This window comes from Rhodovibrio salinarum DSM 9154 (genome assembly GCF_000515255.1).
Classification (GTDB): domain Bacteria; phylum Pseudomonadota; class Alphaproteobacteria; order Kiloniellales; family Rhodovibrionaceae; genus Rhodovibrio; species Rhodovibrio salinarum.
The window spans coordinates 1,421,411-1,439,534 of sequence record NZ_KI911559.1 but is presented as its reverse complement, the minus strand read 5'-3'; the positions used below and the strand labels follow the sequence as shown (position 1 = coordinate 1,439,534).

12 protein-coding genes, 1 tRNA gene and 1 CRISPR repeat array are annotated in these 18,124 nt (G+C 64.7%); of the genes, 4 read left to right on the top strand and 9 right to left on the bottom strand.

What is annotated here, in order from left to right; genetic code table 11:
* The first annotated feature begins 74 nt into the window (after positions 1 to 74).
* The 3 genes from cas9 to cas2 are packed head-to-tail and all read left to right on the top strand — an operon-like array spanning position 75 to position 4,666.
* Positions 75 to 3,422, top strand: a complete 3,348-nt coding sequence (cas9, locus tag RHOSA_RS20930; protein WP_081728537.1) for a type II CRISPR RNA-guided endonuclease Cas9 — start codon at positions 75 to 77, stop codon at positions 3,420 to 3,422.
* A complete protein-coding gene (gene cas1 / locus RHOSA_RS0106655) occupies positions 3,419 to 4,318 on the top strand; it encodes a type II CRISPR-associated endonuclease Cas1 (protein ID WP_027288066.1) in 900 nt (299 codons plus the stop codon). The genes cas9 and cas1 overlap by 4 nt, the downstream gene beginning before the upstream one ends.
* A 42-nt stretch (positions 4,319 to 4,360) precedes the next feature.
* On the top strand, positions 4,361 to 4,666 hold the full coding sequence (cas2, locus tag RHOSA_RS0106650) for a CRISPR-associated endonuclease Cas2 (protein ID WP_081728536.1): 306 nt from the start codon (positions 4,361 to 4,363) through the stop codon (positions 4,664 to 4,666).
* Between the two features lie 73 nt (positions 4,667 to 4,739).
* Positions 4,740 to 6,816: a CRISPR direct-repeat array (repeat unit 36 nt; unit sequence ATTATAGCCGCTTAGAGATCGAGCGTCAGCCGCAAC).
* A 99-nt stretch (positions 6,817 to 6,915) separates the two neighbouring features.
* On the opposite strand, the gene RHOSA_RS0106645 is transcribed toward cas2, so the two are convergent.
* The 9 genes from RHOSA_RS0106645 to RHOSA_RS0106605 form a co-directional block, all read right to left on the bottom strand.
* Positions 6,916 to 6,991 (bottom strand) — tRNA-Lys (locus RHOSA_RS0106645).
* A 153-nt stretch (positions 6,992 to 7,144) separates the two neighbouring features.
* Positions 7,145 to 8,296 carry a rod shape-determining protein RodA gene (gene rodA / locus RHOSA_RS0106640; RefSeq protein WP_027288064.1) on the bottom strand — a complete coding sequence of 384 codons (1,152 nt, stop codon included), beginning with the start codon at positions 8,294 to 8,296 and terminating at the stop codon, positions 7,145 to 7,147.
* A complete protein-coding gene (gene mrdA, locus RHOSA_RS0106635) occupies positions 8,293 to 10,281 on the bottom strand; it encodes a penicillin-binding protein 2 (protein ID WP_027288063.1) in 1,989 nt (662 codons plus the stop codon). The genes rodA and mrdA overlap by 4 nt, the downstream gene beginning before the upstream one ends.
* Before the next feature lie 64 nt (positions 10,282 to 10,345).
* Positions 10,346 to 10,855: a rod shape-determining protein MreD gene (gene mreD / locus RHOSA_RS0106630; RefSeq protein ID WP_027288062.1), complete on the bottom strand. Its 510-nt coding sequence runs from the start codon at positions 10,853 to 10,855 to the stop codon at positions 10,346 to 10,348.
* Positions 10,856 to 10,964: 109 nt separating this feature from the next.
* Entirely contained in the window at positions 10,965 to 11,945 is a 981-nt protein-coding gene (mreC, locus tag RHOSA_RS20925; protein WP_081728534.1) for a rod shape-determining protein MreC, read from the bottom strand.
* Positions 11,946 to 12,093: 148 nt separating this feature from the next.
* Positions 12,094 to 13,188, bottom strand: a complete 1,095-nt coding sequence (locus RHOSA_RS0106620; protein ID WP_027288061.1) for an IS630 family transposase — start codon at positions 13,186 to 13,188, stop codon at positions 12,094 to 12,096.
* 55 nt (positions 13,189 to 13,243) lie between these two features.
* Complete coding sequence (locus tag RHOSA_RS0106615) at positions 13,244 to 14,287, bottom strand: rod shape-determining protein (protein WP_027288060.1); 1,044 nt, start codon at positions 14,285 to 14,287, stop codon at positions 13,244 to 13,246.
* Positions 14,288 to 14,629: 342 nt separating this feature from the next.
* Complete coding sequence (locus RHOSA_RS20920) at positions 14,630 to 16,234, bottom strand: 2-isopropylmalate synthase (protein ID WP_051431885.1); 1,605 nt, start codon at positions 16,232 to 16,234, stop codon at positions 14,630 to 14,632.
* A 481-nt stretch (positions 16,235 to 16,715) separates the two neighbouring features.
* The gene (locus RHOSA_RS0106605) at positions 16,716 to 17,270 is read right to left on the bottom strand and encodes a carboxymuconolactone decarboxylase family protein (protein ID WP_027288059.1); all 555 of its coding nucleotides are present in this window, start codon (positions 17,268 to 17,270) and stop codon (positions 16,716 to 16,718) included.
* A 326-nt stretch (positions 17,271 to 17,596) separates the two neighbouring features.
* Between RHOSA_RS0106605 and RHOSA_RS0106600 the strand changes: the two genes are divergently transcribed.
* Positions 17,597 to 18,079 (top strand): DUF411 domain-containing protein, encoded by a 483-nt coding sequence (locus tag RHOSA_RS0106600; protein ID WP_037255826.1) that lies wholly within the window; start codon positions 17,597 to 17,599, stop codon positions 18,077 to 18,079.
* The last annotated feature ends 45 nt before the right edge of the window (positions 18,080 to 18,124 follow it).

Here is an 18,124-nt window from a genome sequence, read left to right as displayed (position 1 = left end):
TAGTATTTCTTGGCTAAGACGCGGATGTGGCGAGCGCGGCGCCACAGGCATGGGGCGAGCATGGGGGTGCGATAATGCAACAGTACCGGCTAGGACTCGATCTGGGCAGCAACTCCATCGGGTGGTGTGCCCTTCATCTGGAAAGGACCACCACCACAGATGGCCGGCCAGCGCATCAGCCCGTCGGCTTGCTGGATGCGGGGACCCGTCTGCTCACCCCGCAAGAAGAGGCCGGACGCGATCCGCAATCAAAGGAATCGCTGGCTGCAGACCGTCGAGCTGCGCGCAGCGCCCGTCGACGGCGTGACCGCTTCGTTCGACGTCAGCGGCGGCTGATGCAGACGCTGATCACAGCCGGCCTCATGCCGGAGGACGTGGAAAAGCGCAAAGAGCTGGAACGGCTGGACCCTTACTGGTTGCGCGCCGCTGCGTTGGAAGGGCCGCTCAACGCCTATGAATTGGGCCGCGCGATCTTCCATCTGAACCAGCGCCGCGGCTTCCAGTCGAATCGACTGGCCGATAATCAGGACGCCGAGCAGGGCGCCATCAAGCAAGGCATCGCCGAGCTCACGCAGGCCCTGGATGCAGAAGCTGCCACAACACTTGGACAGCTGCTGGCGAAGCGGCACGGGCGCGACAAATATGGCCACCGCACCGACCAAGCTGAAACGCCTCAGACGGTCCGTTTCCGTCCCCAGCGTAATGGCACCAAGGTCACCTACCCCTGGTACCCCTCGCGCCAACTGATCGAACAAGAACTGGACGCAATCTGGCAGGCGCAACAGCCCCACCATCCCCAGCTAACCGGCGATCTGCTGCAGGACATCAAGCGCATTGTCATTGAGCAGCGCCCGCTGAAGACACCACCGGTCGGCCGCTGCACGCTGCGCCCGGCGGTCGCGGAGGTCGAGCTGGATGGCGTGACGGTCGACCTTGGTGCCCGCGCCCCCAAGGCGCATCCGCTGTTCCAGCGCTTCCGCATGCTTCAAGACGTGGCACAACTGCGCGTGATCGCCCGGCCCGGGCAGCCGGCGCGTTATCTGACCCTTGAGGAGCGCGATAAGCTGATCGGCGTACTCAGTTGCCGATCCACCAACCGCGTGACCTTCGAGAGTCTGCGCAAGGCCCTCAAGCTGCCGGGCGAGGCCCGGTTCAATTACGAGTTGGCCGGCCAGACCGGTTTCCCGCCGGACCAGACAGCGGCAAAACTCGCCCACAAGAACGCCCTGGGCAAGCAGTGGCCGGCCCTCCCCCGCGACCGCCAGATTGCCGTCGTCGAACACCTGCTCGCCGTCGAGGACCCCGACGCCCTGGCGGAATGGCTGCGCGACACCCTTGGTATCGACACCGATAAGGCCAAGCACCTGACCACCGTGCGCTTGCCCGACGGACACGGACAATTCGGACGCGGCGTGCTGCGGGATCTGGTCCAGGGGATGGAGACGCAGTCCCGCGAGGACGGGGGCGATCCCGAGACGGGCGAGGTCTATGCCCGACCCCTAACCTACGATGAAGCTGTCGCGGCGATCGGCCACCACCACTCCGATCACCGCCGCGACGGGCTTGCAACGCGCCTGCCCTACTATGGCGAGGCGCTGCCCCGTCACGTGATCTCCAACCCGGCCGCGCCGGACGGTTCGCAGGAGCGGGTTGGCCGGGTGGCGAACCCGACCGTGCACATCGCGCTCAACCAGGTGCGCAAGCTGGTCAATGCGCTGATCGATAGCTATGGCCCGCCGACAGAAGTCGTGATCGAGCTGAGCCGCGAGCTGAAGCAGAACCAAGAGCAAAAGGCCAAGGATCAGCAGCGCAACCGGGAGAACGAGACCCGCAACGAGCAACGCCGCGCCCGACTGGCGGAGCTCGGTGTGCCTGTCAGCCGCGATTCGATGCTGCGGCTACGCCTTTACGAAGAGCTGCCTCCGGACGAACGGGTATGCGTCTTCACCGGCACCCCAATCGGCTGCCAAGACCTGTTCACGCCCCAGATCGAAATCGAGCATATTCTGCCGCACTCCAAGACCCTGGACGACAGCTTCGCGAACAAGGTGCTGTGCACGCGCGAAGCCAACCGCCAAAAGGGCAAGCGCCCGCCGGTGGATGTCTGGTCCGGGACGGAGTTGGAAGAGATCGTCGCCCGGGCCCAGCGGATCGTGCCGGCAAAAGCTTGGCGCTTCCAGCCGGATGCGATGGAAAAGCTCGCAGAGCACGGCGATTTCCTCGCCAGACAACTGAACGACACCAAATACATGTCGCGCCTCGCCAAGACCTACCTGGAGCAGGTTTGCGACCAAGTCTGGGTCGTGCCCGGACGGCTCACCGCGATGCTCCGCGGCAAGTGGGGTCTGAACGTCCTGCCACGGGAGGATAATCGCAAAACCGAAGCGGAAGCCGAGAGCGATACAGCGGCGAAAAACCGGAACGACCACCGGCACCACACGATCGACGCCTTTGTCGTCGCCAACACCGACCGCGGCCTGCTGAACCGGATCGCCCGCGCCTCCGCCCAAGCGGAAGAACTCGACCTCGACCGCCGGTTTCCGCAGGGCGCGTTTCCGGAGCCCTACCCCGGCTACCGCGACGACCTGTGGGCCCGGCTGCGGACAATGGTGGTGAGCCACAAGCCCGACCACGGCCTGGCCCCCGGCGCCCAGGCCGACGTGCATCAAACCGCCGGCCGCCTGCACGAGCAGACCGCCTATGGCCGGGTCGACGAGGAGATCGACGACAAGCGCTTCAACTTGGTGACCCGCAAACCGGTGACGGACCTCACCAACAAAGAGATCGGCCAGATTCGCGACGCCCGCCTGCGGGAGAAACTGCACGCCCACTTGCAGGCGGCAGAAACGCGGGAAGGCACATTGACCGGCGCACGCCGGCGCGCCCTGCTGGATGAATTCGCCCGGGACCAGCAGGTCTACCGCGTGCGCCTCCTGAAGACCGAGAAGTCCGTGCGCACCGTCCGCCATACCGACAGCCTGGGCCGGACCTTCGAGAAGGCGTACGTCCCCGGCGACAACCACCGGGTGGAGATTTTCGAGCTCCCCGACGGCACCTGGCAGGGCGAAGGGGTGACCATGCACGACGCCAACCAGCCCGGCTACACGCCGGACTGGCCAGATAAGAATCCGAACGCCCGGCTCGTGATGCGGCTGCACCCGGGTGACTGCGTCGAAGCGGATTTCGACAATGGGCTAGGCAGCTGTGTCTACCGCGTGCATCGCCTGGAACCCTCCGCAAAACGCGTGCGTCTCGCCGCCCATAACGAAGGCGGCAGCATTCAAGCGCGGCATGAAGACAAGGATGATCACCTGCAATGGGTGTTCGCCACTTGGAGCAAACTGAAAACTGCCAACGCCCGACGCGTCCATGTTGACGTTCTCGGCCGGGTCAAGCCTGCACGCGATGGAGAGCCCCGGTGATCGGGCGCGTGGTGGAGGTGGCGGAAACCGGGCGGCACCTTGCCAAGGACCGTGGCTTCCTGACCGTCGCCGCCAACGGCGCGGAAATCGGCCGCGTGCCGCTCGACGACGTGGTCGCGGTGATCGCCAGCGGCTATGGCCTGACCTACTCCAACGCGCTGATCGCCGCCCTGGCGGAGCGCGGTGCCCCGGTGGTGCTGTGCGGATCGAACCATTTGCCGGCTGCCTTCCTGCTGCCGGTCGCCGGCCACCACACCCAGGCCGGCCGGCTCGCCGACCAGGCGGCAGCGCCGAAGCCGCTGAAAAAGCGGCTGTGGGCCCAACTGGTCCGGGCCAAGATCGCCGGGCAGGCGGAAACGCTGCGTGCCGTCGGCGCAAGCCACACCGGTTTCCAACTGCTGCAGCGCAAGGTCCGTTCCGGCGATCCAGAGAATGTGGAGGCGCAGGCGGCCCGGCGCTACTGGCCGCTCCTGTTCGGACCGGACTTCCGCCGCAACCGCGACATGGACGGGGTCAACGCCCTGCTGAACTACGCCTATACCGTGCTGCGCGCCGGCACGGCGCGGGCGATCATGGCGGCGGGCCTGCACCCCAGCCTCGGTCTCGCCCATCGGCAGCGGGGCAACGCTTTCCAACTGGCCGACGACCTGATGGAACCGTTCCGCCCCATGGCGGACCTGTTGGTTGCCGATCTGGTGAACGACGGGGCGGAAACCGTCGACCGCACCACCAAGCCGGACCTGGCGCGAATCCTGACCCTGGACATGAGCACGACGGACGGGATGACCCCGGTCGGCACCTGCCTGGAACGCGCCGCCGTGTCGCTGGCGCAATGCTACGCCGGCACGGCACGTGAACTGGACCTGGCACGGCGGGTACCGCCGCTGCTGGCTTGACCCATGGCCCGGTCGTATCCGGCACTCAGCGGGTATCGTCTCATGTGGCTCTATGTGATGTTCGATCTACCGGTGGGCACCAAGCGGGAACGCAAGGCGGCGACCGACTTTCGCAACTTCCTGCTCGACGAAGGCTTCGAGATGGCGCAGTTTTCCGTCTATCTCCGCTTCGTCGAAAGCAAGGAAGCGGCGGAAACGCGCATCCAGCGCATTCGCGGCAGCTTGCCAGCAAGCGGCAAGGTGCACATCGTTACCCTGACCGATAAACAATACGCCAACGCGCGCATTTTTACGGGACGAAAACGGGAACGCGGCCGTGGAAATCCAAACCAACTCGCCCTTTTCTGACCGCCAAACGTTCAAATTCGCCCATTGGCTGGGCAAGAAAAAGCCCCTGGGTCAGGGGCTTAGCAAGGTATCTATTATAGCCGCTTAGAGATCGAGCGTCAGCCGCAACCTGGGAGGACGCGCACAATCGCCACCAGGTATTATAGCCGCTTAGAGATCGAGCGTCAGCCGCAACCCCTACGGTCGTGGCCCATTTGATGCCTGGATTATAGCCGCTTAGAGATCGAGCGTCAGCCGCAACCGCAGAAGAGGTGCCTTACTGATGGCGGAAATTATAGCCGCTTAGAGATCGAGCGTCAGCCGCAACACGCCGACGTTGCCGAAGCGCAGCGGGCGCATTATAGCCGCTTAGAGATCGAGCGTCAGCCGCAACCATCACTACCGGCTGGCATGCCGGGGCTTATTATAGCCGCTTAGAGATCGAGCGTCAGCCGCAACTTGCGTGTGCCGGTCGTCGTGGGCGTCGTCATTATAGCCGCTTAGAGATCGAGCGTCAGCCGCAACACTCGACGCCGGCGTCGGCGTTGCCGGCCGATTATAGCCGCTTAGAGATCGAGCGTCAGCCGCAACCGAGCGGATCACCGTCGAGATCGGGGCACCATTATAGCCGCTTAGAGATCGAGCGTCAGCCGCAACTTCGCAGGGGTCGACGTGCTCTCGAAACCATTATAGCCGCTTAGAGATCGAGCGTCAGCCGCAACCGTCTCGACCGCCTACCGCGGCCAAGAGCATTATAGCCGCTTAGAGATCGAGCGTCAGCCGCAACTCCCACGGACGCGCAGCGAACTCCATATCATTATAGCCGCTTAGAGATCGAGCGTCAGCCGCAACGGGATGCCGGCCCGCAGGCCGTCGGGCAGGATTATAGCCGCTTAGAGATCGAGCGTCAGCCGCAACTCAGCTTTCGTGCTAGTGCGCCAATTGTTTATTATAGCCGCTTAGAGATCGAGCGTCAGCCGCAACCAGGCCAGGACTTTCCCGCTGTAGAGATCCATTATAGCCGCTTAGAGATCGAGCGTCAGCCGCAACATGTCGTCGCGCCGCCCCGATACTCAGGAAGATTATAGCCGCTTAGAGATCGAGCGTCAGCCGCAACGTACGCGACCACGACTGCATACGGGTGTTCATTATAGCCGCTTAGAGATCGAGCGTCAGCCGCAACTGCGGCGCACCCTCGGCGTAGGTCAGAAATATTATAGCCGCTTAGAGATCGAGCGTCAGCCGCAACTCCAACACCTACCGCGGCGACATGAAGGCCATTATAGCCGCTTAGAGATCGAGCGTCAGCCGCAACTCGCGAGACCGGAATGAGCAAGCCGAAGCATTATAGCCGCTTAGAGATCGAGCGTCAGCCGCAACTTGTCCTCGAACAACGTCTTGCGGAACTCGATTATAGCCGCTTAGAGATCGAGCGTCAGCCGCAACGATTGAATTGACCGCCCGACTTCCTCGAACATTATAGCCGCTTAGAGATCGAGCGTCAGCCGCAACCGGTCTTCTGCTGCCGCACCATGATGTGCCATTATAGCCGCTTAGAGATCGAGCGTCAGCCGCAACTGCAGTGATTGTCAATATATTCTTGGAGCATTATAGCCGCTTAGAGATCGAGCGTCAGCCGCAACTTTCTGACGAGGCTATTGCGGACCGCTATCATTATAGCCGCTTAGAGATCGAGCGTCAGCCGCAACGGTGTGGACCCGATCCCGCTCCGGCCCGGCATTATAGCCGCTTAGAGATCGAGCGTCAGCCGCAACCCATCATCCGGTGAACCGCGTCGAGGTATCATTATAGCCGCTTAGAGATCGAGCGTCAGCCGCAACTGTCCACAACATCGACCGCATTATGCGGTTATTATAGCCGCTTAGAGATCGAGCGTCAGCCGCAACGACCGAATTGGTCGGTGGGATGCAGCTTTAATTATAGCCGCTTAGAGATCGAGCGTCAGCCGCAACCTTGTACGCGAGTTATCGACATAATATCGTATTATAGCCGCTTAGAGATCGAGCGTCAGCCGCAACTACGCCGGCGGGCGCATGCGGGGCGTGGCGATTATAGCCGCTTAGAGATCGAGCGTCAGCCGCAACTGCTACGACGGCGACACCTGCACGATGTACATTATAGCCGCTTAGAGATCGAGCGTCAGCCGCAACGGCCGCGTTGGCGTCTCGGTCGCGGACGAATGGTGCCCGCTCAGAGCACTTACCAGCGGTTCCGCCAACGGCGGGCGAACATTACCGGAAGGGAGGGGATGGTGGGCCTGCAAGGACTCGAACCTTGGACAAGTCGATTAAGAGTCGACTGCTCTACCAACTGAGCTACAGGCCCAACGCGGGCCGGGTGATAGCAAGGCGCGGGGGCTTTGTGAAGGCCTGTTTTGTCTCAGGCCCGTGGTTTTTGCCAAGCCGTGTCCGACTCCGGCCGGCCCGCGCTGCTCTCCGGCGCCCGACGCACAGCCGCCAGTGCCCCCGAGACCTAGGGTCAATCCTCCTCGCCCAGGCCGCGGCGCGGGATGCGCACGTCGCGGTGGACGTAGACCGAGACCACCAGACCGAACGAGATCATGATCGCCAGCATCGCCGTGCCACCGTAGGAGACCAGCGGCAGCGGCACGCCGACCACCGGGATCAGGCCCATCACCATGGCGATGTTGATGAAGACGTAGAGGAACAGGTTGGCTGTCAGGCCGATCGCGAGCAGGCGGCCGAACTGGTTGCGGGCGCGCAACGCGATTGCGAAGCCATAGAGGATGACGAGCGCGTACAGCACCAGCAGCGCCACCCCGCCCATCAGCCCGAACTCCTCGGCCAGCATGGTGAAGATGAAGTCGGTCTGCTTTTCCGGCAGGAAGTTCAGATGCGACTGCGAACCCTCCAGCAGCCCCTTGCCGAACATCCCGCCGGCCCCCAGCGCGATCTTGGACTGCATGATGTGGTAGCCGGCGCCCAGCGGATCGCTTTCCGGGTTCAGGAAGGTGAGCACCCGCTGCTTTTGATAGTCGTGCAGAAACTGCCAGGCGACCGGCACCGCGGCCGCGCCCAACGCCGCGACGACGCCGAACTTCCACAAGCGCACGCCGGCGGCGAAGAACAGCACGCCGGAAACCATGATCAGGATCAGCGAGGTGCCCAGGTCGGGCTGCTTCAGCACCAGCACGGTCGGCAGGCCAACCAGCACCAGCGGCCCGATCAGCTTGGTCGGACGGACGATCTCCTCTTCCGCCATGCCATGAAAGTAACGGGCGAGTGCCATTACGATGGCGACCTTCATCACCTCGGACGGCTGCAGGGTCAGGGGGCCCAGCTGGATCCAGCGCTGCGCGCCCATGCCGACCGTGCCCATCACCTCCACGGCGATCAGCAGCAACACGCCGACCACGTAGATTGGATACGACCAGCGGAACCAGAAGCGGATGTCGAACATCGCGACCGTCAGCAGCAGCACCAGGCCACCGCCGAAGCGCAGGGCGTGCCGCTGGGCCCACGGCGTCAGGCTGCCATCGGCCGCAGAGTAGAGCATCACGCAGCCGATCCCCGCCAACGCCGCGATCAGCAGGATCAGGCCCCAGTTCACCTGCAGGATCTTCTGACCCAGGCTGAGTTCGGGGTTGCGGTTGAAACCGGCAAGGCTCATGGCATGCGCCCCGTGCCCTGCGTCCGCGAGGGGGCGTCCGCGATCTGCCGCGGCGAGTCGTTGGCCAGCGGATCGAGGCGCTGGGCCTCCGTCAACACGTCGCGGCCGATCGGCGCGGCGGCGCTGCTGCCGCCCCCGCCGTGCTCGACCACGACCGCGCAGGCGTAGCGCGGCGCGTGCACGGGCGCGAAGGCGACGTATAAGCCGTGGTCGCGCCGGCGCCACGGCAGGTCCTCGTTCTCGACCACGCCCTGCCGACGCTCGGCCATGGTGATCCGGCGCACCTGCGAGGTGCCGGTCTTACCGGCCATGGCCCAGCCCTCGCGGGTAATCCGCTTGCTGTAGGCGGTGCCGCCGCGTTCGTTGACCACGGCATCCATGGCATCGCGGATCAATGCCAGATCGGCCTCGGGGATATCCAGCTTGGGGAACAGGCCGGCACGGGCGGCGGGCGTGGCGGCAGCCGCCTCCGCCGGATCGCCCTGCCGGGCCGCCATCGCCTGGGCGGCATCAACCGCCTGTGCCGTGGGATCGTCGTCGCCGCGCGGTTGCAGGTCGCGGGCGAAGTGCGGGGTCACGGCATGGCCGCCGGCGATACGCGCGGTCATCACCGCCAGTTGCAGCGGCGAGGTCAGCACGAAGCCCTGCCCGATCGAGGTGACCAGGGTCTCGCCGCCCTGCCAGGGCTCGCCGATCTGGGCGCGTTTCCAGGCCTTGGTCGGGATCGTGCCGCCGCGCTCGCCCGGCAGGTCGAGACCGGTGCGCGCGCCCAGGCCCAGCTTGTTCGACATCGCCGCGATGTTATCGACGCCAACCCGGCGCGAGACGTCATAGAAATAGACGTCGCACGACTCCTTGATCGCGGCGTGCATGTCCATCTTGCCGTGGCCCCAGCGCTTCCAGCAGTGGAAGCGGGCATTGCCCAGATCGTAGTGCCCCGGGCAGTAGACCTCCTCCGCGGGATCGATCCCCGCCTCCAGGGCCGCCAACGCGACGACCATCTTGTAGGTCGAGCCCGGGTTGTAGAGTCCGGCGGTCGCCTTGTTGGTCAGCGGGTGCAGCGGGTCGTTCAGCAGCTGACGCCAGTGGCTTGACGAGATGCCGAGGTTGAAGGCGTTCGGGTCGTAGGACGGCACGGAGCCCAGCGCCAGCACGCCGCCGGTGGCAATGTCCAGCAGCACGACGGAGGCGCTCTTCTCGCCCGCCAGACGCTGCTGCACGTAGGCCTGCAGCTGATTGTCGACGCTCAGCACCAAATCCTGTCCGGGTGTGCCTTCCTCGCGCTTCAGCTCGCGGATGGTGCGGCCAACGGCGTTGACCTCGACCGTCGTGGTGCCGGCGGTGCCGCGCAGCTTCTCGTCGTATTCCTTTTCCAGCCCGTTCTTGCCGATCTTGAAGCCCGGCAGTTCCAGCAGCGGGTCCTCGGCCGCTTTCAGCTCGGCCTCCGACACCGCGGCGACGTAGCCAAGGACGTGCGCCATTTCCTTGCCGAACGGATAGGCGCGGGTCTGGCCGACGTCGATCGAAATGCCCGGGAGGTCGGGCGCGTTCACCTCGATCCGGCTGACCGTCTGCCAATCCAGGTACTCCCGCACGGTGACGGGCACGAAGGCGCGCTTCTTGCGCACTTCGGTCATGATCCGCGCGCGCTCGTCCGCGCTCAGCTCGATGACCTGCCCCAGACGGTCGAGCGTGCGCTCAACGTCGTTCGCCTGCTCGGCGACCAGAACGACCTTGTAGTTCTGCTCGTTCGCCGCCAGCGGGATGCCGAAACGGTCGAGGATCCGCCCGCGCGGCGGGGGCAGCAGGCGCAGGGAGATGCGGTTGTCTTCGGCGAGCGTGGCGTACTTGTCCGATTCGACGACCTGCAGGTAGTACAACCGCGCCGCCAGCGCGCCGAACAGCAGCGCCTTGCCCCCGCCCAGCAGGGCTGCCCGCCGGGAAAAGGTCTTGAAGCGGCTATGATCTTCGTTCAGCAACGCCATCGTTGTCGGTCTCTCGTGCGGGTCCGCAAGGACGCTTATCAGGCCGCCACGCGCCCGGCCCTGGTCAGCGCAGCACCGCCCGCTGCACCTGCGCGAACAGCCAGGCGAGCGGCGGATAGGCCGCCACCGTCGTCAGGAATTGAAACACCGCCGGACGGGGCCCGATCAAGGCACCGGCCAGGATCGCGTTCAGCAGCCAGAGCACCACGCTGGCGCCCAGCGCGATGATGGCGAAGCCGGCCCAGACGACGAAGAACGACCGGCTGATGAAGAAGCGCCGCTGGGTGGCGATCAGCGCATGCACCAGCAGCAGGATCAGAACGCCCACGCCCAGCGCCGTGCCGCCGGCAAGATCGTGATACAGCCCGATCAGGAACACCACTGCCGCCGGCATCAGATCCGGCCGGTGGACCGACCAATAGTACACGCTGATCAGCGCGAGCCACGGCACCACCGGCGCGAAGTCCGGAATCCGATAAGGCACCAGCGTCAGTGTCACCAGGGCCAGGGTGAGCAGTAGCGGCGTGATCTGACGCGCGACCAGATCGAGGCGCTGCCAAAAGGTCGTTTTCACGCCGCACTCCCCGCGGTCCTGCGACACGTTCGGCTGACATGATCAAACTCCATGGCGCCTGTGCGCATGCGTCGTCCGACGTGCCCAAGCGCAAGCTGCGCCCACCGGATCACTCGCGCGGGGCCTCCGCCTCCAACGCGCGCTCGGCCAGCGCGCCGCCCTCGCCGCTTGCGCTCGGCAATTCGGGCAGCCTGTCCATCCCCGGACGTGGCGTGCCCGGCGGCTTGGGCGCCGTCGCGCCATCGGTCATCAGAATTCCCGGCATGCGATAGTCGGCCACGCGCAGGAATTCCATCCGGTTCCAGTCGGCGAACGGAGATATCCGGACGTTGCCCTCCTCCGCCGTGGCCACCCGGCCAACCGGCAGTCCCGGCGGGAAGACGCCGCCGTGGCCGCTGGTGACGATCCGCTCGCCCGGTTTCGGCCGGGCTTCCTCCGGCAGGTAGCGCAGCTGCGGGCGGGAGGTATTGTCGCCCGCGAGAATGCCGCGATAGCGGCTGTCGGCGATCACGACTGGAATGCGCGAGTTGATATCGGTCAGCAATAGCACGCGCGCGCTGTGCTGGCCCACCTCGGCCACACGCCCGGCCAGCCCATCGCCCGCCAAGGCCGCCTGGCCCTTCTGCACGCCCATCGTGCGGCCCGCGTTGATCAGCACGGAACGCACGAACGCCCCGCCGGTATCCGCAACGACCCGGCCGGTGGCGTAGCTGGTGCTGGGCTCGGGGGCGACATTCAGCAACTGGCTGAGGGCTGTATTCTCGGCCTGCAAGCGCCGGGCCACCGTCTGCCAATGCTGCAGCCGGGCGTTTTCCTGGCGCAGCGCAGCGTTCTGCGCGCGCAGCGCCGCCAGCTCCTGCCCCTCGCGCAGCACCTCCGCAACCGAGGCGATCGGCCGCGAAACGACGTCCAGAACGGGGGTAACGGTATCGGTGATCGCGGTACGGGCGCGTTCGACAAAGACCGTGTCCGCCTTGCCGAGCAGCATCAAGGCGAAGGCCGCACCCACGAGAAGCAGGAAAGCGAAGCGCTGGGCCCACGCCCGGATCGGCGTTGCCAAGGTCAGCAGCGTTCCTGCCGGTCGTCTCACGCGGTGCCTCCCGACTGCCGCACATTCGGTCCGAATCGGACCCGACGCATGTTGGCGGCAGATGCCAAACTAGACAAGAACGGTTAAGGATTAAACAACAGACCCGCCGAGCAGGTGAATTTTTCGCGTTCGACCTAGTCACCTGAATCTAAAGTTCGGCGCATAGGGTTTGCTCCGTTCGCTGGCAGAACCGCTTGACGGCGGCGAGTATTTCGTCGGCGGATTTGACCCATTTGTAGGGTTTTGGATTTTCGTTATGCGCCTTGATGAAGGCAGCGATATCGGCTTCCAGTTCGGTGGTCGAGCGGTGAACGCCGCGTTGCAACTGCTTGCGGGTCAGTTCCGCGAACCAACGTTCGACCTGGTTGATCCAGCTTGCCGATGTGGGGGTGAAGTGGACGTGCCAGTGCGGGCGGCGTGCCAACCAGGCCTTGATGCTCGGTGCCTTGTGGGTGGCGTAGTTATCCATCACCAGATGCACGTCCGGCCCCTTCGGCACGGCAGCATCGACCTTCTTGAGAAAGTCCAGGAACTCTGTCGTCCGGTGGCGCTTGTAACATTTCCCGATCACCGCCCCTGTGGCGATGTCGAGCGCAGCAAAGAGTGACGTGGTGCCATAGCGAATGTATGTGTGGGTTCGCCGCTCGGCGACACCCGGCGCCATCGGCAGCACCGGTTGCTCGCGATCCAGCGCCTGGATCTGGGATTTTTCGTCCACGCACAACACAATGGCCCGGTTCGGCGGCGACATGTAAAGGCCGACGATGTCCTGCACCTTGTCGACGAATAGGGGATCGGTCGAGAGCTTGAACGTCTCGCTCCGGTGTGGCTGCAGGCCGAAGGCTGTCCAGATCCGCCGGATCGTGGTGTGCGACAGCCCGCTCTCGGCGGCCATGGTTCGGATCGACCAGTGGGTGGCGTCCCTGGGCGTGGTGTGCAGCGTGCGCTCGATCACATCGGCAACCTGGTCGTCCGAAACTGTGCGCGGCCGGCCGGGGCGATGTTCGTCCGTGAGGCCCTCGATCCGGTCCTTCACGAACCGTCTGCGCCACTTTCCAACCGTGTGCTCATGCACACCGAGCCGGTTCGCGACTTCCTTACTCTGCAAACCCTGAGCACAGAGAAGGATCATTCGGCAGCGATCCGAAAGCGACCGTGCCGCCTTATGCCGACGAACCTGCGCTTCGAGAAAAACCTGCTCCTCGTCACTCAGAACAACTGCATCCGCCACCCGACCTGACATCCCATCATCTCCCGAAACTGATCCAGTAAATGATATGAATTACAGTTCCAGAAGACTAGTACATCGAAATGAGGACGTTCTTCAGCGTCTTCATTTCTTCCAGGCAACGACCGGTACCAAGCGCCACGCACGACAGCGGATCGTCGGCGATCGACACCGGCAGTCCCGTCGAGGCGCGCAGAACGTAGTCCAGATTGCCGAGCAGCGCGCCGCCGCCGGTGAGGACGATGCCCTTGTCGACGATGTCAGCGGCAAGCTCGGGGGCCGAGTGCTCGAGCGCAACCTTCACCGCCTCGACGATCGCCCCGACCGGCTCGGCCAGCGATTCCGCGATCTGCCGTTCGGAGATGACGAGTTCCTTGGGCACGCCGTTCATCAGGTCGCGGCCCTTGATCTCCATCGTGCGGCCCTCTTCCCCGTGCTCGGGCGGACAGGCGGAGCCGATCTGCTTCTTGATCCGCTCGGCCGAGCCCTCGCCGACCAGCAGGTTATGGTTGCGGCGGATGTAGGCGATGATCGCCTCGTCCATCTTATCGCCGCCCACGCGCACGGAGCGCGAATAGACGATGCCGCCTAGCGAGAGCACGGCGACCTCGGTGGTGCCGCCGCCGACGTCGACAACCATCGAGCCGGTCGGCTCGGTGACCGGCAGGCCCGCGCCGATCGCCGCCGCCATCGGTTCCTCGATCAGGAACACCCGACGCGCGCCCGCAGCCTCCGCGCTTTCCTGGATGGCGCGGCGCTCGACGGCAGTGGAGCCGGAGGGCACGCAGACGATGCACTGCGGCGAGGCAAAGGAGCGGCGATTGTGCACTTTGCGGATGAAGTGCTTGATCATCTCCTCGGCGACTTCGAAATCGGCGATCACGCCGTCGCGCAAGGGACGGATCGCCTGAATGTTGCCGGGCGTGCGACCCAGCATCATCTTCGCCTCGTCACCGACCGCGAGGACCTGTTTCTTGCCTTTCTGGTCGGCGATTGCGACCACCGAGGGCTCATTCAGAACGATGCCGCGGCCCTTCACGTAGACCAGCGTGTTCGCGGTCCCGAGGTCGATGGCCATGTCCGCGCTAAGGACGCCGAGAAGACGGGAAAACATTGTGGCTCTTGAAACTCCTTGGGACCCACACCGTAGCCGCGGGGAACGCACCGACCGGAGTCGTCGCGCCTAGGCCGCCGCCGATTCACTGCCGCGACAGTGTGCCCTAAGTGGTTAACGCGCGCTAAAGGATCACGCGCCCGCTTAACGATTTTTGACCCAGCACGGCAAGGATTTTTCCCGGCCAGGACGGCAGCAACAGGGAAAGATAAAAAAGCTGTCCTCTTCTGAACGGGAGAGGACAGGCACAGATGGCGAAGCTGTGTCGGCAACGAGGGTGGGATGCCCCGGGTTCGTCCCAAGGGTCCCACCCTCACCGATTTTCCCGGCTTTAAGCGAGAGTTACGCGCTCAGTGCGTCTGCCGCCTCTTCCGGCGGAACCTGCTTCTCGCGCTTCACCATCAGCTTGTTGAGCGCGTTGATGTAGGCCCGGGCGGAGGCGACCAGCGTGTCGTAGTCCGCGCCCTGCCCGTTAACGGTCTTGCCGTTTTCCTCCAGGCGTACCGTGACCTCGGCCTGGGCGTCGGTACCGCCGGTCACCGCGTGCACCTGGTAGAGTTCCAGGGTCGCCTCATGCGGCCAGATCTCCCGGATGGCGCGGAAGGTGGCGTCGACCGGCCCGGACCCTTCGGCGGTGACGCGCTTGCGCGTGCCCTCGACCTCCAGTTCCAGATCGGCGGTCTGCGGCCCGTCGTTGCCGCAGTTGATGCCCAGACGAACGAACCGGATGTGGTCGTTGTGCCGCAGCACCGCGTCGTCGACCAACGCCAGCAGGTCCTCGTCGAACACCTCCTTCTTGTGCCCGGCCAGGTCCTTGAAGCGTTGGAAGGCGTCTTTCAGCTCGTTGTCCGACAGCTCGTAGCCCAGTTCCTTCAACTTGGTCTTGAAGGCGTGCTTGCCGGAGTGCCGGCCCATCACCAGCGTCGAACGCGTCAGGCCGACGCTTTCCGGGGTCATGATCTCGTAGGTCTCGGCATTCTTCAGCATGCCGTCCTGGTGGATGCCGGACTCGTGCGCGAAGGCGTTCTTGCCGACGATCGCCTTGTTCGGCTGCACATTGAAGCCAGTGATCCCGGAGACCAGCCGCGAGGCCTTGGTGATGTAGCCGCTATCGACGCCCGTCTCGTAGGGCATCATGTCCTGGCGCGTCTTGAGCGCCATGACGATCTCTTCCAACGCGGCGTTGCCGGCGCGCTCGCCGATGCCGTTGATGGTGCATTCGACCTGCCGGGCGCCCGCCTCGACCGCGGCCAGCGAGTTGGCCACCGCCAGGCCCAGATCGTTATGGCAGTGCACCGAGATGATCGCCTGATCCATGTTCGGCACGCGGTTGCGCAGCATCCGGATCAGATCGCGGAACTCGTCCGGCACGGTATAGCCGACGGTATCGGGGATATTGATCGTGCGCGCGCCCGCCTTGATCGCCGCCTCGACGCAGCGGCACAGGAAGTCATGGTCGGTGCGCGTGCCGTCCTCCGGCGACCACTCCACGTTCGGGCATAGGTTGCGGGCGTAGGTAACGCTATCGATCACCGCCTGATAGACGTCCTCCGGGTCCATCTGCAGCTTGTACTTCATGTGCAGCGGACTGGTGGACAGGAAGGTATGGATGCGCGGGTTGGCGGCGTGCTGGAGGGCCTGCCACGCCCGGTCGATGTCGCCCGGCCGGGCGCGGGCCAGGCCGGCGACCTGGGCGCTCTGCACCACCCCGGCGATCTCGCTGACCGCCTCGAAGTCGCTGTTGGAGGAAACCGGGAAACCGCCCTCGATGACACCGACGCCCATCGCGTCGAGCACCTTGGCGACCTGGACCTTCTCCTCCTTGTTCATCGAACAACCGGGCGACTGCTCGCCGTCACGCAGGGTGGTATCGAAGATGGTGATGTGGTTCTCGCCGAAGCGTTGATCGTGCGCCGGCGTGGTGTGGTTTTCGGGCTGCGTCGTCATGGCGTGTTACTCGCGTCCTTCCTCGTCCCGCAGGCTCGGGCACGGCGCGCGACACGGGCGCGCGGTTCCGGCGATTCCGAGCCGGTGGCGTGGTCTCAACAAATGACCTGTCGCCACGAAGTGTCGGTGATTTTGCGGCTGGGGTGCTGTGCTGCCCTCTCCCCCCTGAACGCCCGCACCCCGGCGACTGACGCGCCAGCGCGTTCAGGGGCAGATAAGCAGAAGAAGGGTATCACCGAGGAGACGGTCAGCGGGTAGACGCACACCACCGTTCGCCAAGCCGGCAGCCGATGCCGCGGCGGCGTTTACAGTCCGATCGTTGGTGGCATTCAGCTTCACCATGATCCTCGACCCGGCGGTCCACGCATTGCAGACGCGCGCAAGATATGTGCGCTTCTGCGTCGTCCGGGATCAGTTGTAACCCTGCACCCCCGGAGACGACAACAGATAATCACGATCAACGTTAGCGAAGCCCTAACGTCTACTCCCCCGCTTGCGGCAGGCGGCAGAAGCCCTGCGGTGGGACGTCGAGGGCCGCGTTGAACTTGCTCGACATGTTTTGGAAGGCGATCAGGCCGGTCAGTTCGACCACCGCATCCTCGTCGAAATGGCGGCGCAGTTCCTCGTGAATCGCGTCGTCCGGCTCCCGGTCGGAATAGGTCACCGCCTCGGTGTAGGCCAGCGCCGCGCGCTCTGTTTCGTCGAACAGGTTGCTGTTCCGCCAATCGTCCAGCGCGGCCACCTTCTCCTCGCCGATGCCACGCTTCATCAAGGTCGCCGAATTGACGTCGACGCAGAAGCGGCAATGGTTGATCTGCGAGACCCGCACCGTAACCAGCGAGCGCAATGCCGGAGCGAGCGGATTCCGGCGCCGCTCGATCATGCCATAGAGCAGGGCCACCCCCATGAACAGCCTGGGCGACCGGCCCCAGACCAGCCCCGGCTCCAACACCTGCCCGTAGGTACGCTTCTGCTTCCAGAAAAACAGGCGAATGTACCAGGGGTACTCGCCAAGCGGCTTGGTGGTCACACGCATGCGATCTCCCTTGGTAGTGTGCCGTTTCAGCAGGTGGAGCACGCGCGCGTCAGGTTCAACGCGGCACAGGATCACGCATGCGTGACGGGGGATGCGTCAGCCAACCGCCGCGCCTCTAAGACGGCCAGGCGCGCCGACGAGTCCTTTCGTGGGTAATCGAACAATTCGATGGGGTTCCAGTGGACGGAAGGTCAAGCCGTATTTTTCTCAGTCGCCGTCTTGCCCGTTCTGCCTGAGTACTGTTGCATATTCCAATAAGGGGCGCCTGCATCGAATGGACCGTCGCGTTCCGCAGGCACGGCATTTCAGGCAACATGGAGAGCACGATGGCGCGCGACGCTGGTCGGAAACCGATTTCACGCCGGCTTGCCTTGGGGGCGGTCGCCGGCATTACCGCAACAGGCGTTCTGGCGAGCTTCGGTCCCGTCCACGCGGCCGAGGCCAAGACAATGCGCGTCTACAAGAGCCCGACGTGCGGTTGTTGCGAGCGGTGGGTGGACTACCTCCGCGCCAGCGGCTGGACGGTCGAGGTCGTCAATCTGCAAGACGTCTCGTCGATCAAGAAACAGGTCGGCCTGCTGCCCCAGCTTGCCGCCTGCCACACCGCGATCGCCGACGGCTATGTGATCGAGGGGCACGTGCCTTTGCCCGCGATCGAAAAGCTGGTGACCGAGCGCCCGGACGTGCACGGCATCGCCGTGCCGGGCATGCCGCAGGATTCTCCCGGCATGCGCGGCGGCGGCGTACAGGATGTCCTCGCCTTTACACGGGATGGGCAGACACACCTCTACACCCGCGTTGCTGGCTGAACAGCCGCCCGGCGGCGCAGGGCCGCACCGACCCACACGCGCCGC